Source organism: Dasania sp. GY-MA-18 (assembly GCF_024734385.1).
GTDB classification, from domain to species: domain Bacteria; phylum Pseudomonadota; class Gammaproteobacteria; order Pseudomonadales; family Dasaniaceae; genus Dasania; species Dasania phycosphaerae.
This window is the reverse complement of sequence record NZ_JANHAP010000002.1, coordinates 361,564-383,973: the sequence shown is the minus strand read 5'-3', so window position 1 is coordinate 383,973 and position 22,410 is coordinate 361,564. Positions and strand designations below refer to the sequence as shown.

Annotated in this window: 19 protein-coding genes and 1 tRNA gene; 19 read left to right on the top strand and 1 reads right to left on the bottom strand. The window is 48.4% G+C overall.

Annotated features, from left to right (window positions below; genetic code table 11):
* Positions 1-10: 10 nt before the first annotated feature.
* The 19 genes from pabC (at position 11) to NO559_RS04030 (ending at position 21,640) form a co-directional block, all read left to right on the top strand.
* Complete coding sequence (pabC, locus tag NO559_RS04120) at positions 11-835, top strand: aminodeoxychorismate lyase (protein WP_258330521.1); 825 nt, start codon at positions 11-13, stop codon at positions 833-835.
* Positions 828-1,865, top strand: a complete 1,038-nt coding sequence (gene mltG / locus NO559_RS04115) for an endolytic transglycosylase MltG (protein ID WP_258330520.1) — start codon at positions 828-830, stop codon at positions 1,863-1,865. The genes pabC and mltG overlap by 8 nt, the downstream gene beginning before the upstream one ends.
* A gap of 58 nt (positions 1,866-1,923) precedes the next feature.
* Entirely contained in the window at positions 1,924-2,556 is a 633-nt protein-coding gene (gene tmk / locus NO559_RS04110; protein WP_258330519.1) for a dTMP kinase, read from the top strand.
* On the top strand, positions 2,553-3,533 hold the full coding sequence (locus NO559_RS04105) for a DNA polymerase III subunit delta' (protein WP_258330518.1): 981 nt from the start codon (positions 2,553-2,555) through the stop codon (positions 3,531-3,533). The genes tmk and NO559_RS04105 overlap by 4 nt, the downstream gene beginning before the upstream one ends.
* A gap of 144 nt (positions 3,534-3,677) precedes the next feature.
* Positions 3,678-4,034 carry a PilZ domain-containing protein gene (locus tag NO559_RS04100; protein ID WP_258330517.1) on the top strand — a complete coding sequence of 119 codons (357 nt, stop codon included), beginning with the start codon at positions 3,678-3,680 and terminating at the stop codon, positions 4,032-4,034.
* Between the two features lie 90 nt (positions 4,035-4,124).
* The gene (locus NO559_RS04095) at positions 4,125-4,907 is read left to right on the top strand and encodes a TatD family hydrolase (protein WP_258330516.1); all 783 of its coding nucleotides are present in this window, start codon (positions 4,125-4,127) and stop codon (positions 4,905-4,907) included.
* 271 nt (positions 4,908-5,178) lie between these two features.
* The gene (hrpB, locus tag NO559_RS04090) at positions 5,179-7,689 is read left to right on the top strand and encodes an ATP-dependent helicase HrpB (RefSeq protein WP_258330515.1); all 2,511 of its coding nucleotides are present in this window, start codon (positions 5,179-5,181) and stop codon (positions 7,687-7,689) included.
* Between the two features lie 110 nt (positions 7,690-7,799).
* Positions 7,800-8,843, top strand: coding sequence for a protein O-GlcNAcase (locus tag NO559_RS04085; RefSeq protein WP_258330514.1), 1,044 nt, complete (start codon positions 7,800-7,802; stop codon positions 8,841-8,843).
* A 36-nt stretch (positions 8,844-8,879) separates the two neighbouring features.
* Positions 8,880-10,193, top strand: a complete 1,314-nt coding sequence (locus NO559_RS04080; protein WP_258330513.1) for a hypothetical protein — start codon at positions 8,880-8,882, stop codon at positions 10,191-10,193.
* A gap of 233 nt (positions 10,194-10,426) precedes the next feature.
* A tRNA-Leu gene (locus NO559_RS04075) sits at positions 10,427-10,511 on the top strand.
* Between the two features lie 105 nt (positions 10,512-10,616).
* A complete protein-coding gene (tig, locus tag NO559_RS04070) occupies positions 10,617-11,957 on the top strand; it encodes a trigger factor (RefSeq protein ID WP_258330512.1) in 1,341 nt (446 codons plus the stop codon).
* A 172-nt stretch (positions 11,958-12,129) separates the two neighbouring features.
* Positions 12,130-12,753, top strand: a complete 624-nt coding sequence (gene clpP / locus NO559_RS04065; protein ID WP_258330539.1) for an ATP-dependent Clp endopeptidase proteolytic subunit ClpP — start codon at positions 12,130-12,132, stop codon at positions 12,751-12,753.
* Between the two features lie 150 nt (positions 12,754-12,903).
* Positions 12,904-14,196 (top strand): ATP-dependent Clp protease ATP-binding subunit ClpX, encoded by a 1,293-nt coding sequence (gene clpX, locus NO559_RS04060; RefSeq protein ID WP_258330511.1) that lies wholly within the window; start codon positions 12,904-12,906, stop codon positions 14,194-14,196.
* Positions 14,197-14,406: 210 nt separating this feature from the next.
* Positions 14,407-16,833 (top strand): endopeptidase La, encoded by a 2,427-nt coding sequence (lon, locus tag NO559_RS04055; protein WP_258330510.1) that lies wholly within the window; start codon positions 14,407-14,409, stop codon positions 16,831-16,833.
* Positions 16,834-16,959: 126 nt separating this feature from the next.
* Positions 16,960-17,232: an HU family DNA-binding protein gene (locus tag NO559_RS04050; protein ID WP_258330509.1), complete on the top strand. Its 273-nt coding sequence runs from the start codon at positions 16,960-16,962 to the stop codon at positions 17,230-17,232.
* A 130-nt stretch (positions 17,233-17,362) separates the two neighbouring features.
* Positions 17,363-19,249: a SurA N-terminal domain-containing protein gene (locus NO559_RS04045; RefSeq protein ID WP_258330508.1), complete on the top strand. Its 1,887-nt coding sequence runs from the start codon at positions 17,363-17,365 to the stop codon at positions 19,247-19,249.
* A 33-nt stretch (positions 19,250-19,282) separates the two neighbouring features.
* Positions 19,283-20,455 (top strand): phosphoglycerate dehydrogenase, encoded by a 1,173-nt coding sequence (locus tag NO559_RS04040; protein WP_258330507.1) that lies wholly within the window; start codon positions 19,283-19,285, stop codon positions 20,453-20,455.
* Positions 20,456-20,544: 89 nt separating this feature from the next.
* Positions 20,545-21,111, top strand: a complete 567-nt coding sequence (locus NO559_RS04035; protein WP_258330506.1) for a hypothetical protein — start codon at positions 20,545-20,547, stop codon at positions 21,109-21,111.
* Complete coding sequence (locus tag NO559_RS04030; RefSeq protein ID WP_258330505.1) at positions 21,101-21,640, top strand: DUF1285 domain-containing protein; 540 nt, start codon at positions 21,101-21,103, stop codon at positions 21,638-21,640. Before NO559_RS04035 ends, NO559_RS04030 begins: the two co-directional genes overlap by 11 nt.
* Before the next feature lie 87 nt (positions 21,641-21,727).
* Here NO559_RS04030 and lexA read toward each other — a convergent pair whose 3' ends face one another.
* Complete coding sequence (gene lexA / locus NO559_RS04025) at positions 21,728-22,330, bottom strand: transcriptional repressor LexA (RefSeq protein ID WP_258330504.1); 603 nt, start codon at positions 22,328-22,330, stop codon at positions 21,728-21,730.
* Positions 22,331-22,410: the final 80 nt, after the last annotated feature.

The following is a 22,410-nucleotide window of genomic DNA, read 5'->3' as shown; positions in this document are numbered from 1 at the left end:
GGCGATGCCTATGGCTAGCTTGATCAATGGTATCAGTGGTGATTTTGTCTCGATTGAGGATCGTGGCCTGGCTTATGGTGATGGCCTATTCGAAACCATTGCCATTGTTAACGGCCGTGCGCAATTATTGGATTTACACCTGCAGCGATTACAGCAATCCTGTTTGCGGCTGGCGATTAATGTTGATATGGCGGCGCTAAACCTCGATATCAACAACATCCTGCAATCCGCCCAGCCAGAAGCCTGCGAAGTATTAAAAATTATTGTTACTCGCCAATCTGGTCAGCGTGGCTATGGCTATGTGGCAGGCGGTGCCAATCGCCTATTGCAGCTTAGCGCTACCAGTGTTGATTATAAATCACTGCAGCAGCAAGGGGTGCGCCTACGGTTTTGCGATACTCAGTTGGCAATTAACCCGCTGCTGGCTGGTATGAAGCATCTTTGCCGCTTAGAAAATGTATTAGCCAGAGCAGAGTGGCACGACCAAAGCATATACGAAGGCTTGATGCTCGATACCCAGGGCTGCGTTACCGAAGGGGTGATGTCTAATATTTTTATTGTTAAAGACGGTATGCTTATTACCCCGCATCTGGATCGTTGCGGTGTGGCAGGGGTAATGCGGGAATATATTTTAAGTCAGCTAGCACCCAAGTTGCAGCTGGCCGCTAGTGTGGATAGGGTGCTGCCAGAGCACATACACAATGCTGATGAACTGTTTATTTGTAATAGTTTAATAGGCATAGTGCCTGTCACTACTGTGGCTGCTTTTAATAAAAAAATTGGAGCAACTACGCGTTTATTACAGCGTGCGCTGCACGATGAGCTTTATGTTTAAATTTATCCGGCGCAGCTTATTACTTTGTTTGTTATTTTTTATCTTGGCCGGTGTAGGGTTTTATCACTATCTGCGCCAGCCATTAAATATTCCTGCGCGGGGCTATAGTTATCATTTAAAACCCGGTAGCTCTTTTGCGGCTTTAGCCTACGATTTACAACGCCAGCAAATTTTATCTTTCCCAAAATTGTTGATTTTATATGCGCGGCTTACTGGCCTGGCAAGCCAAGTGCACGCAGGGGAGTATTTTATTCGCCCCGGTACCAGCGCCAAACAATTATGCCTACAATTGCGCAAGGGCGAGGTATTAAGCTATCCCATCACGTTTGTTGAGGGCTGGCGGTTTAGTGAGTTGCAGGCGGCCGTGGCAAAACATGCAAAAATTAATCGCGATTTCGATCTCGCTACCAACGCTTGGTGGCAACGGCAGGTGCAAGAGCGGGGCTATGGCTCTATAGAGGGTTTATTATTTCCCGACACCTATCGCTACTCTTTAGGGCTAAGCGAAACCCAGCTTTATCAAATCGCCTATCAACGTATGCAGCAAGTATTGGCGTCAGAGTGGCAGCAGCGCCAAGATGACTTGCCTTATGAAACCCCTTATCAAGCGCTAATCATGGCCTCTTTAATTGAAAAAGAGACTGGTGTGGTCAGCGAGCGTGAACAGATTGCTGGCGTATTTGTGCGTCGCCTGCAAAAAAATATGCGCCTGCAAACTGATCCTACTGTGATTTACGGCTTAGGGGCTGATTTTGATGGCAACCTCACTAGTAAGCATTTAAAAGATAGTAGCAACCCCTATAATACTTACCGTCATCATGGCTTGCCGCCTACGCCTATTGCGTTGGTGGGGCGAGAAGCGATACATGCGGCGCTGCATCCGGCTAGCGGCGACAGCTTATATTTTGTTGCCAAGGGTGATGGCAGTCATTACTTTTCTGCCAGCTTAGCCGAGCATAATAAGGCGGTGAAAAAATATCAGATGCATAGGCGCAGTAAAAACTATCGTTCCTCGCCGCCTGTGCAATAATGGCGATCCCATAACGCTTTAGCAGCCATTCAAAAAATAATCACAGTAGAGGTAGTCAGTGCAGGGTAAATTAATCACCGTAGAGGGCGTAGAAGGGGTGGGCAAGTCCACCAATATAGAGTTTATTGCTCAGCATTTACGCTCTGCCGGTATTAAGGTGATTTTAACTCGCGAGCCAGGCGGCACACCCTTGGCCGAGGATATGCGCCAGCTATTACTTACCCCGCGCGATGAAACCGTATGCGACACCGCTGAGTTGTTATTAATGTTCGCCGCTAGAGCGCAGCATCTCAACGAGGTGATTAAGCCTGCTTTACAGCGTGGCGACTGGGTACTGTGCGACCGCTTTACTGATGCCACTTACGCCTATCAAGGCGGCGGCAGAGAGATGGGCTTTGACACTATCGCTAAGCTAGAGCAATTAGTACAAGGTGATTTACGGCCGCACTGTACGGTGTTGCTAGACGCCCCGGTAGAAGTGGGCATGGCGCGGGCCAAAAAGCGCGGCGCGCTGGATAGATTTGAGCAAGAAAAGATGGATTTTTTTGAGCGCGTGCGGCAGGCCTATTTGCAATTAGCGCAACAGCACCACCAGCGTTTTTTGGTCATTGATGCAGCGCAACAGCTGCCAGCTGTGCAGGCCGATATTACTAAAGGCTTAGCAGCTTTATTGGCGCAGGTTAAGCTATGAGTGACGAGCCACAACCGCTGCAGCCACACTATGGCTGGCACGATAGCCAGTGGCAGCATATGGTAGACCTGCATGAGAAACAGCGCCTGCCCCATGCGGTGTTGTTTGCTGGCCCCGAGGGTGTGGGCAAGTTGCGTTTTGCTAAGGCCTTGGCCTACAGCTTGCTATGCGAGCAGGCTACGTTGGCTACCGCTTGCGGCAAGTGTAAATCCTGCCACCTCAATGAGAGTTCGCATCCCGATTTAAAATTGATAGAACCGGAAGAGGGCGCACGCCAAATTAAGGTTGATCAAGTACGTGGCGTAGTCGATTTTATCGCGCAAACCTCCCATGCGGGTGGTTATAAAATCACCATTATCGCGCCAGCAGAAGCCATGAATATCAATGCCGCCAATGCCATTTTGAAAAACTTGGAAGAGCCCACTGAAAATAGCTTGTTAATCTTAATCAGTGATGCCCCCGGCACCTTAATGCCCACTATACGTTCGCGTTGCCAGCAACTGTATTTCCCCGTACCGCAGCAGGAGCAGGTATTACCTTGGCTGACTTCTGCCACTGCTAATCCCGCCTTAGCGCAACAGTTATTAGACGAGGCTGGCGGCAAGCCTATTTTAGCCTTGGATTATTTGAATTCCGGTGCGCTGCAAAAATATCAAGATATGGAGCAGCAGCTGCTAGAGGCATTAAACCAACGTATGCAGCCTTTAACGCTGGCCGATAAGTGGAAAGATCACGCCCTGCTGGATATTTTACACTGGCTGCAAAACAAGCTGGCACAGCTGATACGCGCCGAGCAGGCAGGGGCGGAGCTTAGTGAGGCCTGGCAGCCTTGGCTGGTTACGCCTGCGGTAAATCTGTTTGGCTTGCTGGACGAGGTGCAGGCCTTAGCCGCTAAAGTGCAGCGCGGCGCTAACCCTAATCGCCAATTGGTGGTAGAGGATCTATTATTAAAATGTTGCGCCACCCTTAAGCGTTAAGCTTATTTAGGCTACAAGCCTAATAAGCCTTGACCCTAAAGAGGCTGGGCTGCAAAATTCAAACTTATGCGCCATGCTGTCTTTGAGTGTTTACGTAGTGGTGGCGCTGATAGATAACAATAACCTAAACAGAGAGAGTAGGTGATGAGTACTGCACCGGCCCCAGGGGCTAGAAACGGAATCCTTTCCCTAACCATCAAAGACAAGGCCGTACTTTATGCGGCCTATATGCCGTTTTTGTTGCACGGTGGCTTATTTATACCCACAAACAAACCATATCGTGTGGGTGACGAAGTGTTTATGCTGCTGAATCTAATGGATGAGCCAGAAAAAATCCCTGTTGCTGGCAAGGTGGTCTGGGTTACGCCTAGGGGCGCGCAGGGCAATCGCGCAGCGGGCATAGGCGTGCATTTTAATGGTCAGGATGATACCGCCAACAAGAAAATAGAAACCTATTTAGCCGGCTCACTAGAGTCCGACAGACCCACCCATACCATGTAAAATAACGGCACAGTGATTTGTTCAGCGGCCCATTAATGGGCCGTTTTTGATTCTATAGCTGGATTTGTTTTTTAAAAGTAGAGGTTTTTTATGTTAGTCGATTCCCACTGCCATCTCGATAGGCTGGATTTAAGCCCCTATGGCGGCGACTTGGCCAAGGTGATAGAGCAGGCCAATGACCGCGGTGTGGCGCGTATGCTCTGCGTGGGTATTGATATGGGCAATGCACCTGAAGTAATGCGTATTGCTAAGCAATATCCGGGCGTATACGCCGCAGTAGGTGTGCACCCTATGGATGTACAGGGCGAGCAGTTAACAGCCAGCCAGCAGGCGCAGCTAGCGCAATGGGCAGCTGAAGACTGTGTTATTGCCGTAGGTGAGACCGGCTTGGATTATTACTACAGCGCCGAGAGTGCTGAGTCCCAGCGCGCGAGCTTCAAGGCCCACTTAGCCTTAGCTAAGGCCGTGCAAAAGCCGGTTATAGTGCATACCCGCGATGCTCGCGAAGATACCATAGACATTATTCGTGAGCATGGCGACAGCTCGGTGGCGGGGGTATTACACTGCTTTACCGAAAGCTGGGAAATGGCCGAGCAGGCCTTGGACCTGAATTACTACATTTCTTTTTCTGGCATAGTCACCTTTAAAAACGCCGCCGAGCTAAGAGAGGTGGTTAAGCGCGTGCCATTAGAGCGCATACTGGTTGAGACCGATTCTCCCTATTTGGCACCTATCCCCTACAGGGGCAAAAAGAACGTGCCTCAGTATGTGGTGGAGGTGGCGCAGTGTGTGGCGGAGCTAAAAGGGGTGAGCTTTGAGCAGTTGTGCGAAATCACCACGGCCAATTTTCAGCAGTTATTTAAAGTAAAATAGTTGATTTTAGTTTTAAGAATGCTCTGTAAGATTTTGAAAAGCATAAAAAACCGGCGCTTAATAAAGCGCCGGAAGTACCATTTGAAGAGAGTGTATCAGTGAGGGCTTACAGGGCAGCCTCAGCACTCTAACAATCGCCAAACATAGGGGAGAGATGACGACTGTTTGTTAAGTATTGTTAAGATCCCTTATTTTTCCAGTGCAATATGGCCTGGCCTTAAACGAATTAGCGATAAGCTTTTGCAGCTATTAGCGGTAAAAATTCCTTGTAATGAATAACAGTCCCGAGTTACCTATAGATGCACTTTTTCCCGCTTTTAGCGAGGCATTAGTACAGCATCCGCAAATTATAATTCACGCTCCGCCAGGTGCAGGTAAGAGTACCCGCCTGCCATTGTGGCTGCTGAATATGGCTGAACTAGGCGGGGGCAAAATTTATCTCATCCAGCCACGGCGCTTGGCTGCGGCGAATGTGGCAGGCTTTTTGGCACGCCAGCTCAACCAGCCCTTAGGGCAGGCCATAGGTCTACGCACCCGCTATCAAACTGTCACCGGGCCCAAGGTCCGCATAGAGGTAATGACCGAAGGGGTGTTTATACGGCTATTACAAGCTGACCCAGAGCTGGCCGGGGTCAGCTGCGTGATTTTTGATGAATTTCACGAGCGCAGCCTATCGCTGGATTTGGGCTTGGCCTTATGTCTGCAATGCCAGCAGGGCTATAGGGATGACAGCCAGCCTTTAAGTCTGATTGCGATGTCTGCCACCTTGGCAGCCGACCAGCTATGTGCGGCACTGCCCGATGCCAAGTTGCTTAGCTCTGCCGGGCGATGCTATCCAGTGCAAACCCATTATCAAGCTGCCAGCCAAGAAGGCTTAATTGACGCAATCAAAGGTTTGATATTGCAGCTGCTGAAGGCTGAGCCGGCCAATATGTTGATTTTCTTACCCGGCATGCAAGAGATTAGAGCATTAGAGGCGAAGTTACTGGCCAGCTCACTTCCAGCAGCGCTGCGCGTTTACGCCCTGCACAGCGCCTTGCCCGAACAGCAGCAACGCGCAGCCATCGCCCCTGTTAAGGCGGGCGAGTACAAGCTGGTGCTGGCTACAAATGTGGCCGAAACCAGTATCACCATAGAGGGGATTACTGTTGTTATCGATTCAGGCTACGCCAAGGTGGCCAGTTTTGATAATCATAAGGGCATGTCACGCTTGCTTAGTCAGCGTATTTCTAAGGCATCGGCCGAGCAGCGCCTAGGGCGAGCGGGGCGCACCGCCCCCGGCCACTGTTATCGCATGTGGTCCAAGGATAGTCACCACAGCCTGTACGATTTTGATAGCCCTGCGATTATGCGCGAAGACCTCGCTCCTTTTTTATTAGAGCTAGCTTGCTGGGGCGAAACTGACCTAAACCAGCTACTGCTGCTGGATAAGCCTACCGACACCACCCTGCAGGCCGCCCGGCAATTATTATTTCAATTACAAGCCATTGATCATAACGGCCAAATAACGGCTATTGGCCAGGCCATGGCAGCCACAGGCCTGCATCCGCGCTTAGCAGCTATGTGCCTGCAGGCAGGGTCGCAATTGGCCGAGGCGGTAATATTGGCAACGTTATTAACCGAGCCACCGCTGGAGAAAAATCAGCGGCAAGCTGACTTTGCGGCTGCAGCCCAGCGCTTGCTGCTCAGCGCAGGGCGTAATAGTGGCTCCAAGCATTCAGCTGCTCAGCGGGTATTACGTCAGGCCCAGCGAGTGCTTAAGCGCATTAACCCTAAGGGGCAGTGGCAACCAGCAGCGCTGAGTATAGAGCCCTGTGCAGCCGATTTATTATTAACGGCCTATCCCGACAGGGTGGCCAAACAGCGGGCAGCGGGCTCGGATCGTTATTTATTAGCCAATGGTCATGAGCTCAAATTACACCCCGAAGATCATCTCAGCGGCACGCCCTGGTTGCTAGTGTTGGATTACGGCAGTAGCGCTAGGGCGGGGCAATTAGCCTATATACATTCAGCAATCGCTGTAGCAGATAGTCATATCAATACCTTAAGCCAGCAGCAGGGGCAGAAAAGCCTGGCCCTAGACTGGGATGAGTCGGTACAGGCCTTTGTCGCCAAAGAGCGTCACAACATAGGTGCAATCACCCTCTCTGAGCGGGTGGTCAGCCCCAACAAGCAACAGCTGGCCGAGGCTGTGCTAGCCTATGTGCGCAGCCAGGGCTTGGCTGTATTGGATGACAAGGCTTATAGGTCATTAGCTGCCAGGGTACAGTGGTTTAATCAGCATCATGCGCAGCCGCTACCCGATATAAGTGAGCCATATCTGTTAAAGCATATAGAGGATTGGCTGCCACCTTATGTCGCGGGTGTTAAAAGTAAGGCTGATTTTAAAAAAATCAAACTGGCGGATATTGTATTGGCTAGCTGGTCTTGGCCGCAGCAGCAATTGCTGGCGCAATATGCACCCAATAGCCTGCAACTGCCTACGGGCAATAATCATGTCATTGATTATATGCGTGGTGATAAGCCCATCTTGTCGGTGCGCATGCAGGAGTGTTTTGGTTTGGTGCAAACACCCACCATTGGGCCGGGGCTTAACTTGCTAATGGAGCTACTATCGCCTGCGCGGCGCCCGTTGCAACTCACTGATGACTTAGCTGGCTTTTGGGCGGGTAGTTATCACGAAGTTGCCAAAGAAATGCGCGGCCGCTACCCCAAGCATTTTTGGCCTGAGGATCCCGCCACTGCCAAGGCTACCGCGCGCACCAAAAAACATATGGGCTGAGCTAGTTATGCATTGCTGCTGAATTGTTGTCGCGGTTTTATAGTTCATTAAAAAAGCCTTTATGTGTAACATGCAGGCACTATTGGTGGTTAACTTAATGCGGGCGGCAAGTGACAGCTTTTTTTCAGGCAGTAATTGAAGGCTTTTATGGTCGAGCTTGGTCTTGGCCAGTACGCTGCGGCTATGCGAGTTTTTTGGCGGCTAATAATTACGATGCTTACATTTATGCTCCCAAATCCGATGCTTATTTACGCTCGCAATGGCGCAAGCCGCTTCCACCCGAGCATTATTTGCAGTTACAAAAGTTGGCGGCTTGTTACCAGCGGGCGGGAGTGAAATGGGGGCTTGGCTTATCGCCTGCCGAGTTGTTTCGCGATTACAGCGCTAACGATCAGGCTTTGTTGAAGGCCAAGCTTGACGCCATTAACGCATTGCAGCCTGACATACTTTGTATTTTATTTGATGATATGCCCGGTGATTTTCCCGATTTAGCGCAGCGGCAGTTAACTATAGTGGCAGATATCTTATCCCATAGTCATGCCGCTCATCATATTGTCTGCCCCAGCTATTATTCTTTTGACCCTGTGCTGGAAGAAATTTTTGGTGCCATGCCCAGCGACTATTTACAGCAACTGGGTGCATCGCTGCCCAGTGAAGTTGATGTGTTTTGGACGGGGGACAAGGTCATTAGCCCAAGCATTAGCCCTGCCTCGTTAGCTAAAATCCAGCACATACTTAAGCGTAAGCCGCTGGTTTGGGATAACGGTTTTGCTAATGATGGTAAAAAAACCGCGGACTATTTACCGCTAATGAAGGTGCAGGGGCGCGATAGCAGCTTATTAAGCAGTAGTGCCGGGGTGGTGATTAATCCCATGAATCAAGCGCATATTGCTAAGCTGGCCTTGCAGGCATACAGCTCGGTATTGCATGGCGGTACAGCCAGATTGCTTGATTACTGTGTAGCGCCAGATTTGCGCCTACTACTGCAGCGCGACCTGCATTTATTTTCACAACAGGGTTTAGCTGCACTTTCGTCACAGCAGATTCGGCAATTGCTAAATGACTATGAGAGAATTCAGCACCCCATAGCTGAGGACGTAACCGCCTGGTTGTCGGGCGCTTACCGTTTTGATCCTAACTGCTTAACCGGTTAATGGTTAGCCAAATTACTACAGAGTTTTTTATCTATTATGTTGTTTTCAGGTGAGCCCACAAAAATTATAGACGCGCAACTGGCCGCATTTAATGCTGGCGGCAAAGCGCTGATGCATTTTGCGGTGGCTTTTGACTTTGAGCAGTATTGGCTGCCCGCCAAGCCGATTAAACCCTTGTGGGGCTTATATCAGTTTGCAGCCACGACTAGCGGCATTGATATTAGCTTTACCGTGACTGAGCAAAATAAGCCTTGGGGCGAGCTGCTTGCCGCCATGCAGGGCTTTACAGATTTTTGCAATGAGCACGACCTGCCTTTGTTTCGGGCCGATCAAGCCTTACGCTTACAAACCGTAGCCATAGCCAAGCCCTGGGGGCAAGAAATTTGGTACACCGGAATAGAGCAGCGCGGTGTTGCCGAGTTGTTGGCCAGCAATCAGTTAGCCGCTCCCTTGCCCTGGGTGATGGCCGCCTTACCGCAGCAGCTGTGTGGTGATTTAGCTCGTTCGCTAATTTTATTAAAAATTTTAGACCCACTGCCACAGCCGGTAACCGGTGATTTGTACTTTGAGCTGCATGAAGAGAAGCGCGAAGTGTATGTGGTCACCGCCGTAGACAAAACCGCTTGGCCTAATGGCGTGGGTGCGATTCGTTTTGGTTTTAAAGCTGAGAAATTAGCCGAATATAAAGATGAGGCGGCTTTTAAGCAGGCCTTTTTGCAAGCGGTCAAAGCCTACGAGCAGGTGCGCCGAACGCTGGACGAGCAGCCGCAGGCCAGCGATGACCAAACGCTATGTGCCAAAGAGCAAGAGTTGCGTGCCGACATGGAAAGCTTCACTGAATTTTTACCGCTGCGAGTAGGTGACGTAGTGAAAGTGCCATGCCTAACCCCGCACTCATTACAGCACGGTGTGCGTACGGTGGAGTTTCAAACCCCGGTCTACGAGCGCTTGATTGTTTCTTTTGCCCAAAAGGTGCTAACCCAGGATCACTGGGACACTGACAAAGCGGTACAGCTGATGTCACTGGCGGCTGAGCCTGCAAGTGATTTTGAGTTACTGCCCCAAGGTTCGGCTGGGCTAGGGCGGGGGGTGAGAATAGAGCGCATAGTCGATTTTGATGACTTCGAGGTTAGGCGCTACTGCCTGCAACCCAGCCAGCAAACTCAATTACCGGCCAATGAGCAATACGCCTTATTGATGGCCATTAAGGGTGAGCTGCTGATAAATGATGAGATTTTATCTGCTGAACAAGCCGTATTTTTGCCTAAGGCTTGGGGTGGGGCGGTGATTGAAAATAATAGCAATGAGGAGCTCTGCTTCTTAATTGCACATCCCAAGGTGCTTTTTTAGTCATTTGGAGTGAAAAACACCCAGCATTGAAAATAATATAAGAAATCTTCGTAACTATGGTTGAACCGCATCAAAGCTTTTGTCATAATCGCAGCCCCTGTGATCGAGCACACTTCGATAAAAAGTTGATTTAGTAGTGTATTCAATCGCTTATCAACTTATGTTAAAGTTGATTAAAGGTTTAGCTGCCTAGCAGCGAGCTGGTTTTAATAGTATCATTCAGACCAGCTAGAGCGGACGTGGTGAAATTGGTAGACACGCTGGATTTAGGTTCCAGTGCCGCAAGGTGTGAGAGTTCGAGTCTCTCCGTCCGCACCATTTATTCATAGTTAATATGTGCAAATTTATCGATGCGCTGTCAGTGCTACTCAAGCATCAGTCGGCACGCATCTGAGCAGCAGCTCAATCGGCAGAGGAATTCCCATGCAAGTTTCGATTCAAACGACTTCAGGCTTAGAGCGTCGTTTAACTATTGGTGTGCCCGCAGATCGCATAGATAGCGAAGTGAACACCCGTCTACAAAAAGCAGCCGGTACTGTACGTATCGACGGTTTCCGCAAGGGCAAAGTGCCTATGCGTGTACTAAAGCAGCGCTTTGGTGCTGGCGTGCGCCAGGAAGTATTAGGCGAAGTCATGAATCAAACTTTCAGCGAAGCGGTAGTGCAGGAAAAGCTAAAGCCTGCTGGCATGCCTGAAATTGAAACTAAGACTGCCGAAGAAGGTAAAGACTTAGAGTACGTTGCCACCTTTGAAGTTTTCCCCGAAATAGAACTTAAGTCTTTTGCGAGCATAGAAGTTGAAAAACTAAATGCCAAAGTTGAAGACGCTGACGTAGAAAAAATGGTTAACACCCTACGTGAGCAGCAGGGCGAGTTCGTAGTGGTTGAGCGCGCAGCTGCCGATGGCGACAAGGTTAATATCGATTACGCTGGCACCAAAGATGGTGTGGCTTTTGAGGGCGGCAGTGCCGAAGGCTCTGATTTGACACTGGGCTCTAACCAAATGATTCCAGGCTTTGAGGCCGGTATCGTAGGCATGAAAGCCGGCGAAGAAAAAGTCTTAGCGTTAACCTTCCCAGAAGAATATCACTCAGAAGAGCTTAAAGGCGCTGCAGTAGAGTTCAAAGTTACGGTAAATACAGTAAGCGAAAAACAGCCTGCTGAGTTAAATGATGAGTTTTTTGCCAAGTTTGGCGTTAGCGAAGGCGGTGAAGAGAAGTTTTTAGCCGACGTGCGCGAAAACATGGAGCGCGAGCTGGAAAACGCTGCTAAGTCTAAAACCAAAAATCAGGTTATGGACTCGCTTTTAGAACTACACGCTGAAATTCAAGTGCCTAAAGCTTTGGCTAAAGAAGAGATCAAAGTTTTGCGTCAGCAAATGGTGCAGCAGTTTGGCGGCGGTGCTCAAAACCTGGATTTAGACTCATTGCTACCTGATGATATGTTCCAAGAGCAGGCCGAGCGTCGTGTCAAGTTAGGTTTGATTCTTAATGAATTAATCAACGCCAAAGAAATCAAAGCGGATGCCGCCAAGGTAAAAGAAACTATTGAAGGCTTCGCGTCTACTTACGAAGACCCACAAGAAGTTATCAATTATTACTATGGTAACCCACAGCAACTACAGCAAGTTGAGTCTATGGTAGTTGAAGATATGGTGGTTGAGCATATATTGTCAGAGTCTAAGGTGACTGAGAAAGATAGCACCTATGACGAGGTGCTGGCGCCAGCAGCGCCGCCAGAGCCTGAAGATGGTGAGGCTGAATAAGCCCACCTTATTAATGCTCAATCGTTCAAGCGACTACACTTTTTAAGTTAGTCGCTTGATTTTTATAGGCATTCCCATAATCTTAAGGGGCGACTTCACTAACCCCATTTAAAGTAATAACAAACTTTAACGATAACAAGAGAACATTATGTCGAGATACGGTCACAATGCGATGAATGAACAGCAGATCACTAACCTGGGCCTAGTACCTATGGTTGTGGAGCAAACCGCCCGCGGCGAGCGCTCATACGATATCTATTCACGCTTGCTTAAGGAAAGAGTTATTTTTATTGTTGGCCCTATTGAAGACAATATGGCTAATTTGGTGGTAGCTCAACTCCTGTTCCTAGAGTCTGAAAACCCCGATAAAGACATACATGTGTATATTAACTCTCCCGGCGGCTCAGTAACGGCAGGCTTGTCTATATACGATACCATGCAGTTTATTAAGCCTGATGTTAGCACCATGTGTATAGGCCAAGCAGCCAGCATGGGGGCATTTTTGCTTAGCGGCGGTGCCAAGGGTAAGCGCTTTATCCTGCCCAATGCCCGCACCATGATTCACCAGCCCAGCGGTGGCGCCCAAGGTCAGGCCACCGATATCGATATTCAGGCTAGAGAGATATTAATCATACGCGAGCGTTTAAACCACCTGATGGCAGAGCACACTGGTCAGGATTTTGAAACCATAGCCCGCGATACCGAGCGCGATAACTTCATGAATGCAGAGGCATCCAGGGATTATGGCTTGGTTGATCAGGTATTGAGCAGCCGCGAAATACCCACTGACAAGTAAAGCGGTTTGTTATAGCACTAAGTCGCAGATTTGCCCTTAGTGCTTGCAAAAAGAGCTAAAAAAACGCATCTTAGTCTCCAAGACAGGCTAAAATAATGCTTAAAACCCTATAGTTAGGGTGGCAAAGGTGCTCAAGAGGTATTTTTTATAATGAGTGATGATACAAAAGATAACGGCGAAGACGGCGGTAAGCTGCTTTATTGCTCTTTTTGCGGCAAAAGTCAGCATGAGGTACGCAAGCTCATTGCAGGCCCTTCTGTATTCATATGTGATGAATGTGTAGATCTCTGTAACGATATTATTCGCGAAGAGGTGCAGGAAGCAGGCTCTGACGCGCCACAAGAAAAGCTGCCAACTCCTCACGAAATTAAGGCCATACTCGACGAGTATGTAATAGGCCAAAACCAGGCTAAAAAAGTATTGTCGGTTGCGGTTTATAACCATTACAAGCGTCTGCGCTATGCCGATGGTAAAAAAGAGGCTGTAGAGCTAGGCAAGAGTAATATTTTATTAGTAGGCCCTACCGGTAGCGGTAAAACCCTACTGGCTGAAACCTTGGCCCGCTTGCTAGATGTTCCTTTTACAATCGCCGATGCGACGACCTTAACTGAGGCCGGTTATGTGGGCGAGGATGTAGAGAATATCATCCAAAAACTACTGCAAAAGTGTGATTACGATGTAGACAAGGCACAAATGGGCATAGTCTATATCGATGAAATCGATAAAGTTTCTCGCAAGTCTGACAACCCCTCTATTACTCGCGATGTGTCGGGTGAGGGCGTACAGCAAGCTCTACTTAAGCTAATCGAAGGCACTGTTGCTTCAGTTCCACCCCAGGGTGGCCGCAAGCATCCTCAGCAAGAGTTTTTACAGGTTGATACCTCTAACATCCTGTTTATCTGTGGCGGCGCATTTGCTGGCTTAGATAAGGTGATACGCGATCGCTCTGAAAAGGGTGGCATAGGCTTCTCCGCTGAAGTGAAGAGCAAAGAAGACAACAAAAACTTTGGTGAAGTACTGAGTGACCTAGAGCCAGAAGATTTGGTTCGCTACGGCTTAATCCCCGAGTTTGTGGGGCGTTTGCCGGTAATCGCTACCCTAGAAGAGCTAGATGTTGAGGCCTTGATCTCCATACTAACCGAGCCTAAAAATGCTTTAACCAAGCAATATGGCCGCTTGTTTGAAATGGAAGGCGTGGAGATAGACTTTAGAACCGATGCGCTTAGAGCGGTCGCTGAAAAAGGCATGGAGCGCAAAACCGGCGCTCGTGGCTTGCGCTCTATTTTAGAGTCAGTATTACTCGATAGCATGTATGACATCCCCTCCGAAGATACCGTTTCTAAAGTGGTTATCGACGAGTCAGTCATTAGGGGCGATTCAAAACCCTTGCTGGTTTACAAGACTGAAGCGCTAAAGGCTGCCAAAGCCGCACCTGAAGACTAAGGCGATAACTTACCGCGCAAAAAGGGCCTAACAGGCCCTTTTTTCATTTCTGGCCTTATGCAGAAAGCTTAATTCTTTTACTATGCCTTGTAATGTAACGTTATAGCCCCCATATGCTTAAGCATGTGCTAGCAGTATAGAGCTGCTACGCTATAGAATCGTGAATTAATGGCCTCAACTATGCGGTGTAAGCACCGAAAAGGTATTTAAATGAGTGAAGATAATCAGGCAACCGTCTACCCCTTGTTGCCCCTTCGTGATGTTGTTGTTTACCCGCACATGGTGGTGCCGCTGTTTGTCGGCCGCGAAAAATCTATACAAGCCTTAGAAGAGGCCATGGCCCACGATAAACAGATTATCTTGGTGGCCCAAAAAAATGCCTCTGTCGATGAGCCCGGTGCCGAAGACATCTACAGCATAGGCACGCTATCGACTATTTTGCAGTTACTAAAATTACCCGATGGCACTGTTAAAGTGTTAGTGGAAGGTGGTCAGCGTACCTTAATCGAGTCGGTCAGCGCTGAGCAGGGCTTTTTTACCGCCAGCATGCAGCCGCAGCTACCTGAAAAAATCAAAGAAACTGAAGCCAATGCGCTGGTTAAAACCACCATGGAGCAGTTTGATAAATATGTAAACCTCAGCAAAAAAGTCCCCTCTGAGGTACTGACCTCGCTGGCGGGTATCGATGATCCCGGCCGCTTGGCTGATACCATGGCTGCCCATATGGCGCTAGAGGTAGACCAAAAACAAGCCATCCTAGAAATTGTTGATGTGCGCGAGCGCCTAGATCACCTAATGGGCCTGATGGAGGCTGAGGTTGATTTATTTCAAGTTGAAAAGCGCATACGCGGCCGCGTTAAAAAACAAATGGAAAAGAGCCAGCGCGAGTACTATCTGAATGAGCAAATGAAAGCCATTCAAAAAGAGCTGGGGGATATGGATGATGCCCCCAACGAGATAGAAGACCTAGAACTAAAAATCAAAGAGTGCGGCATGAGCAAAGAGGGTGAAGAAAAAGCCCTGTCTGAGCTCAATAAGCTAAAAATGATGTCGCCCATGTCGGCCGAAGCCTCAGTAGTGCGCAGCTATATCGATTGGATGATCAGTGTCCCCTGGAAGAAACGCACCCAAGTTAAGCATGACCTAAAACGCGCCGAAAAAATCTTAGAGAAAGATCATTACGGTTTGGAAGAGGTTAAAGAGCGCATACTTGAATACCTAGCGGTACAAAAGCGAGTTAAAAAAATCAAAGGCCCAGTGCTGTGTTTGGTTGGCCCTCCGGGCGTGGGTAAAACCTCCTTGGGCGAGTCTATTGCTAGGTCTACCAACCGCAAATTTATCCGTATGGCTCTAGGTGGCGTTCGTGATGAGTCTGAGATTCGCGGTCACCGTCGTACCTATATAGGGTCTATGCCGGGTAAGATCGTGCAAAAGTTATCTAAGGTAGGCGTTAAAAACCCACTGTTCCTATTAGACGAAATCGACAAAATGGGCATGGATAATCGTGGTGACCCGGCCTCTGCTTTGTTGGAGGTGTTAGACCCCGAACAGAACAACAGCTTTAATGACCATTATCTAGAGGTGGATTACGACCTCTCTGATGTAATGTTTATCTGTACCTCCAATTCCATGAATATTCCCGGCCCCTTACTGGACCGTATGGAAGTGATACGCATACCCGGTTACACCGAAGACGAAAAAGTGAATATAGCCGAGCGTTATCTCAAGCCTAAGCAAATGAAAAACAACGGTTTAAAAGATAGCGAACTGGATATTACCGAACCAGCCCTAAGAGACCTGGTGCGCTATTACACCCGTGAAGCTGGTGTTCGCGGCCTAGAGCGCGAAGTGGCTAAGCTGTGCCGTAAAGTGGTTAAAGCCTACTCATTAAATGAGCAGAAGCCGCCCTTAACCATAGGCCCTGATCAGCTAGAGCAGTACAGCGGTGTACGTAAATTCAGCTATGGCAAGGCCGAGGAAGAAAACCAAATTGGCCAGGTGACTGGTTTGGCCTGGACCTCTGTGGGGGGCGAATTGCTCACTATAGAAGCCGCCTCGGTAGTAGGTAAGGGTCGCCAGGTTAAAACCGGCTCGCTAGGCGATGTAATGCAAGAGTCTATACAGGCCGCCATTACCGTGGTACGCAGCCGCTCGCAGTCCTTAGGTATAACCGCCGAGTATCATGACACCCACGACCTGCACATACACGTACCTGAGGGTGCTACCCCTAAAGATGGCCCCAGTGCCGGCATAGGTATGTGTACGGCCCTAGTATCGGTGCTAACCGGCATACCGGTGAAGTCATCGGTGGCCATGACAGGCGAGATTACCTTACGCGGGCAAGTACTACCCATAGGCGGCTTAAAAGAGAAGTTGTTAGCGGCTCATAGAGGTGGCATTAAGACGGTAATTATTCCCGATGAAAATAGCCGAGATTTGAAAGAAATTCCTGACAATATTAAAGCAGATCTAGAAATTAAGCCTGTTAAATGGATAGATGAGGTCTTGGATATCGCTTTGGTCAAAGCGCCAACGGCATTAACAGATGATCAATATATGAGCAAAAGCTTTGCGGCCGAGAGCTCTAGTGATGAAAAAAGCGGCAATAAAGAAAAAAATCGCCCAAAGGCGCATTAAACCTGAGATGTAGCCTTGACGGGGGCATCAGGCAATTGGTATAAATTGCCACCTTGCTAAGGCAACACAAGACGTTTCAGATACAATAATCGGAAAAGACAAAGAATACTAAGAAGGGGTATAAGTGTGAATAAATCAGAATTAATTGAAGCCATCGCAGCGTCAGCTGATCTACCTAAAGCTGCGGCAGGTCGTGCCTTAGATGCAACTGTTGAAGCAATTACCAATGCTTTAAAAGAAGACGATCAAGTAGTATTAGTGGGTTTTGGTACTTTCTCGGTAAAAGATCGTGCAGCACGCACTGGTCGCAACCCACAAACTGGTGAGCCTATCCAAATTAAAGCGGCCAAAATTCCCGGTTTCAAAGCCGGTAAAGCTCTTAAGGACGCTGTAAATTAATTAACACTGCTGTCGTTAAAGCATGCATGCTATAGCAGTGACAGTTATTGTTGGTTAGACAATATGGAAAAAGCGCATCAACATGGTGCGCTTTTTTTATTTAACTCAGGTTAAGATGGAAACGTGTTAAATGCTTCAGAATATTCGTGATAACTCACAGGGCATTATTGCCAAAATAATAGTGAGCCTCATTGTGGTCATTTTTGCAGCCGCAGGCGTTGAGAGCTTGTTGGGCAATAGCGGCAGTAATGCTGCGGCAGAAATCAATGGTGAAGAGCTATCCGTAATAGAGCTGGAACAGGCGATACGCGTACAGCAAAGACGCTTGCTGGAGTCTATGGGCGAAAACGCCGATCCTAGCTTACTTAACGATGAGCTCATTAAACAATCTGCCTTAGAGCAATTGATACAGCAAAAATTATTATTGCAAGCTGCGCTAGATCAAGGCATCAGTGCATCACCGGCCACTATAGATCAACTTATACTCAATATGCCGCAGTTTCAGCAAGACGGTAAATTTTCCCCTCAGCTTTACGAAAACGTATTGCGCAGCAACGGCTATAGCATGGGCTATTTTAAAGAGCTATTGCGTAACGATGTCATTATCCGCCAACTATCCAGTGGTATCGCCGGCTCTGATTTTGTCACCCAGCAAGAGCTGGCTTATGCCGCAAGCATCGTGGGCCAAAAGCGTAGTTTTGATTACTTAACCCTTTCTATCGCGGAAAAACTGGCGGCAGTCAGTGTTAGCGACGAAGAGCTCAACGCCTACTACCAAGATAATATAGAGCGCTTTCAGCGCGAGCCTAAACTTAAGCTAGCTTATATAGAGCTCAAGCAAAGCGACTTCGCCCAGCCGGTAGACGAAGAGGCCATCAAGGCGGCTTACGAGCTAGAAATGGCCGATTTTAGTGGTTCAGAAGAGCGTAAAGCTTCACATATATTGTTAGAGATTACCGACCAGCGCAATGAAGCCGAAACCAAGGCCCTGGCGCTAGAGCTAAAAGCCAAAATTGATGCCGGTGAAGACTTCGCCAGCCTAGCTGAACAGCACTCTGAAGACACCGGCTCAGCCTTTGTAGGCGGTGACCTGGGTTATAGCAGTGGCGATGCCTTCCCGGAAGCCTTTGACGAGGTGCTGTTTGCGGCTGAGCAAGGTGTAGTCTCTGAGCCTGTGGTGACTGAGGCGGGTGTGCATTTGATTTTGGTTACCGATATTAAAACCGTTGAGCAGCCCAGTTATGAAGACCGTCGGCTTGCGATTAAGCAGCGCTTAGAGCTAGAGCAGGCAGAAGCCACATTTGTTAGCCGAGTAGAAAACCTGCGTGATTTAGTGTTTAACTCTGCCGACCTAAAAGGACCTGCCAAAGAGCTAGACCTTACTGTGCAGCAGTCAGATTGGCTGGGCCGCAGCGATAGTGCTGGCGTATTAAGCCAAGCCAAAGTCATGAAGGCCGCCTTCAGTGATGAAGTGCTAAAAGATGGCAACAACAGTGCGGTACTGGAATTAGCTGCCGACCACTACATTGTTGTGCGCGTCTTAGAGCATAAGCCCGCAGAGCCTAAACCCTTTGCCGAGGTAAGTGAGCAAATCAGCCAGAACCTGAAAAAAACCAAGGCTGCTGAGCTGTTAAAAGGCGAAGCTGAGCAATTACTGGCCAAGCTAAATAGTGGCGAAAGCAGCTTTGCTAGCCTGCAGGATAATGAGCGCTACAGTGTTAAATCTGAGCAAGAGGTAAGCCGCGTTACCGCCAAGGCCCCTCGTGAACTCAGCGCCGCAATTTTTGCCATGGCCAAGCCCAAGTCTGGTGATGCTGCCACGTACGCTAGCCATAGCCTACGCAATGGTGACGTAGCGATAGCTGGCCTCAGCCAAGTTGTTGAGGGTAAGCTCAGCGACCTGAGCGAGGGTGAGCAGCAAGCCATAGAGGCCCAATTATACCGCGCTAATAGCACGCAAAGCCTTGAGGCTTATCAGCAGTCTATAAGAGATAGCGCCGACATTACGATGAAGTAATGTAACTGTTTTTTTGTTATTTAGGAGTACATCGTGCATAAAATCTTAACGTTAAACCAAATCTCTGTTAAAGGTTTGGAAAGACTTCCTCGCGACCACTATGAAATTGCCAGTGAGTTTACTCACCCCGAAGCCATTTTGTTGCGCAGCCATAAACTACAGCCTGAGGATATCCCTGAGTCAGTATTGGGTATAGCCAGAGCGGGTGCTGGGGTTAACAACATACCCGTTGCTGCTTGTACTGAGCGCGGTATCCCTGTTTTTAACACCCCGGGTGCCAATGCCAATGCGGTAAAAGAGCTAATTATTGCTGCACTGTGCTTGGGTTCACGCGGTATCTTACAAGGCGTGCAATACGTAGACACTTTAAAAGATATGACTGACAAGGCTGAAATGAACACCTTGTTGGAAAAAGAGAAAAAGAACTACAAGGGCAACGAATTAGCCGGTAAAACCTTAGGTGTTGTTGGCCTGGGTGCTATAGGTTCTATGGTTGCTGATGCTGCCTTAGAATTAGGCATGACTGTTAAAGGTTATGACCCAGCGCTGTCTGTTGAGTCGGCCTGGCGCTTGTCTAGCAATGTAGAGCGGGTAGAAAACCTAAACAGCCTGTTTTCTAAGTGTGACTATATTACTTTGCACCTACCGGTTTTAGATGCCACCCGTGGCTTAATTAATCGCGAATTGCTAGCCAGCTGTAAAAAAGACCTGCGTTTATTAAACTTTGCCCGTGCTGAGATTGTTGATACCGCTGCGGTTATTAGTGCATTAAACGATGGTGATTTAGGCCAGTATATTGCCGATTTCCCAGAGCCCGGCTTAATTGGCGTGCCTAACACGATTTTAACGCCACATATCGGTGCCTCTACCGATGAAGCGGAAGATAACTGTGCGGTTATGGCAGCAGATCAAATCAAAGATTTTATTGAAAACGGTAATATCAAAAACTCTGTTAACTTTCCTACTATCGCTATGGAGCGGGCTGATTGCCCACGTTTAGCCATTGCTAACCGCAACATTCCTAAAATGTTAGGTAATATCCTAAGCTTATTAGCGGATGAGGATATTAACGTAGTGGATATGATTAATAAGAGCCGCGACGATATAGCCTACAACTTAATTGATGTGGCGCAGGTGCCTTGTGACGAGGTGCTGAAAAAAATCTTAGATGTTGAAGGTGTTATCACCGTCAGAGTTTTAAACTAAGATAAAAAAGCCTTCCTTGTGAAGGCTTTTTTTTGCTCTACTATTCCTGTAAAACCTCATATTTATTAAAGAGCGATAAGGATTAAGCAATGAGTTGCTATAAGGCCGCTTTAATAGCGGCACTGTTATTGTTAATTAGCGCCTGTGAGCCTGCTTATATTAAACAAGAAGCGCAGCATTACTCACGCCAGCTAGGCATAGTGGACGATTATGATATTAGCCGTTGGCACAGCTATGTGTTTGCCCGCGAAAGCCGCTTTGTTATTGCTGCCATAGTCGATGATAAAGAGTCACAAGAATCTCTCTTACAGGCCGCACAGCGAGCTTTGGGGCATTACTTTGCGCAAGCTTTACCAATTGATGCCAGCACTACTGCCAGCGCCTTACATCAGGCTCGCCTGCAGCAAGGCGGCTTTATGATGACCATAGAACTCAACGCCCTGGATAGGTTTCAAAACTTAGACGGCAGTTACGAGAGCGCCTATAAGCAGGCCAATATCTTGCTCAGTATTTACGATATTAACTCTGGCCAAGTCGTTGATAAGGTCAGCCTTAAGGCCACTAAATCACCGCTATCCTTCACCGGTGAAGATATTGCCACCTTAATTTATAAACCTATGCTGGCTGTAGCCAAGGAGCTCAGTGGTGGAGAGTAAGGCGCTGGCGGGCATAGAGGCTTATCTTAAAGACCAACCCACGCGCCCACCCATAGAGCAGTGGCAGCCTGATTTAAGTGGTGACATCGCTATAGTGATCAAGCCCGATGGCTCTTGGTGGCACGAGGGGGGCGAAATACAACGGCAACCCTTGCTGCGCTTATTTGCCTCTATATTAAGGCGCGAAGATGATGGCGAATACTACCTGATTACCCCGGTAGAAAAATGGCGTATACAGGTTGAGGCTCAGCCCTTAATCGCAACGGATTATCAGTGTATAACCGAGCAGGGGCAGTCAGTGTTTGTGTTTACCCTCAATACCGGCTTGAAATACGCCTTATCAAAACAATATCCGCTACAGGTGCCTAGCAATGAAGAAGGTGAGCCTGTGCCGCAATTACTGCTGGATAGGGGCTTAAGCGCTAGGCTTAGCCGCAGCTGCTATTACCGCCTGGTGGATGAGGCGCAGCTAGAGGGCGATGATGCATTTATAGAGAGCAGCGGTGAACGTTTTAGCTTGGCTGGCTGATCTGTGCCAAGCCTGTGGCAAAAAACAGCCACAAAAAAAGGGCCGAATAACGGCCCTTTTAACTAATGTTATAAGGAGTTGCTAAGCTTACGATCCGCGCCTAACTATCCCTACACTTAAACCCTCAATAGCAAAATCCTGATGCCTTAAGTCTACCTCTATAGGTTGGTAGTCGGGGTTTTCGGGTAGTAGTTGCACCTGATATTTGCTGCGGGTGGTTTTATAGCGTTTTACCGTGACTTCATCGTCTATGCGGGCGATAACAATTTCGCCGTTATTGGCTTGGCTGGTGCTGTGTACAGCTAACAAATCGCCATCATAAATCCCTACATCCATCATGCTGTCACCGCGCACCCGTAAAAAGTAATCGGCATGGGGGCTGAAGAATGAGCTGGGCATTTCACAGTAATCTTCTATGTGCTCGGTAGCCAGTATGGGGTTGCCGGCGGCTACCTGACCAATAATGGGTAGGCCTTTGTTTTCAGGGATGCGTATGCCTCGTGAGGCACCGGGTATAATCTCTATGGCACCTTTGCGGGCCAAGGCCTTTAAGTGTTCTTCGGCGGCGTTGGCCGATTTAAAGCCCAGCTCTTTGGCTATATCGGCGCGGGTAGGCGGGTAGCCCGTTTCTTCTATATGGGTTTTAATTAGGGCTAATACTTCGGCCTGGCGTGCGGTTAATTTACTCATGTCCAATCCGTCTGTTTTTATGTACAGTGGCTGTGATTATATACAGCATAAATGCCACTGCAAGCTTTTTATTATTCCTT

What these genes read in the sequence shown, in the direction of transcription:
- pabC (WP_258330521.1), top strand. Translation starts at nt 11, where the DNA reads ATGGCTAGCTTGATCAATGGTATCAGTGGTGATTTTGTCTCGATTGAG.
- mltG (WP_258330520.1), top strand. Translation starts at nt 828, where the DNA reads ATGTTTAAATTTATCCGGCGCAGCTTATTACTTTGTTTGTTATTTTTT.
- NO559_RS04105 (WP_258330518.1), top strand. Translation starts at nt 2,553, where the DNA reads ATGAGTGACGAGCCACAACCGCTGCAGCCACACTATGGCTGGCACGAT.
- NO559_RS04100 (WP_258330517.1), top strand. Translation starts at nt 3,678, where the DNA reads ATGAGTACTGCACCGGCCCCAGGGGCTAGAAACGGAATCCTTTCCCTA.
- NO559_RS04095 (WP_258330516.1), top strand. Translation starts at nt 4,125, where the DNA reads ATGTTAGTCGATTCCCACTGCCATCTCGATAGGCTGGATTTAAGCCCC.
- hrpB (WP_258330515.1), top strand. Translation starts at nt 5,179, where the DNA reads ATGAATAACAGTCCCGAGTTACCTATAGATGCACTTTTTCCCGCTTTT.
- NO559_RS04080 (WP_258330513.1), top strand. Translation starts at nt 8,880, where the DNA reads ATGTTGTTTTCAGGTGAGCCCACAAAAATTATAGACGCGCAACTGGCC.
- tig (WP_258330512.1), top strand. Translation starts at nt 10,617, where the DNA reads ATGCAAGTTTCGATTCAAACGACTTCAGGCTTAGAGCGTCGTTTAACT.
- clpP (WP_258330539.1), top strand. Translation starts at nt 12,130, where the DNA reads ATGAATGAACAGCAGATCACTAACCTGGGCCTAGTACCTATGGTTGTG.
- clpX (WP_258330511.1), top strand. Translation starts at nt 12,904, where the DNA reads ATGAGTGATGATACAAAAGATAACGGCGAAGACGGCGGTAAGCTGCTT.
- lon (WP_258330510.1), top strand. Translation starts at nt 14,407, where the DNA reads ATGAGTGAAGATAATCAGGCAACCGTCTACCCCTTGTTGCCCCTTCGT.
- NO559_RS04045 (WP_258330508.1), top strand. Translation starts at nt 17,363, where the DNA reads ATGCTTCAGAATATTCGTGATAACTCACAGGGCATTATTGCCAAAATA.
- NO559_RS04035 (WP_258330506.1), top strand. Translation starts at nt 20,545, where the DNA reads ATGAGTTGCTATAAGGCCGCTTTAATAGCGGCACTGTTATTGTTAATT.
- lexA (WP_258330504.1), bottom strand. Translation starts at nt 22,330, where the DNA reads ATGAGTAAATTAACCGCACGCCAGGCCGAAGTATTAGCCCTAATTAAA.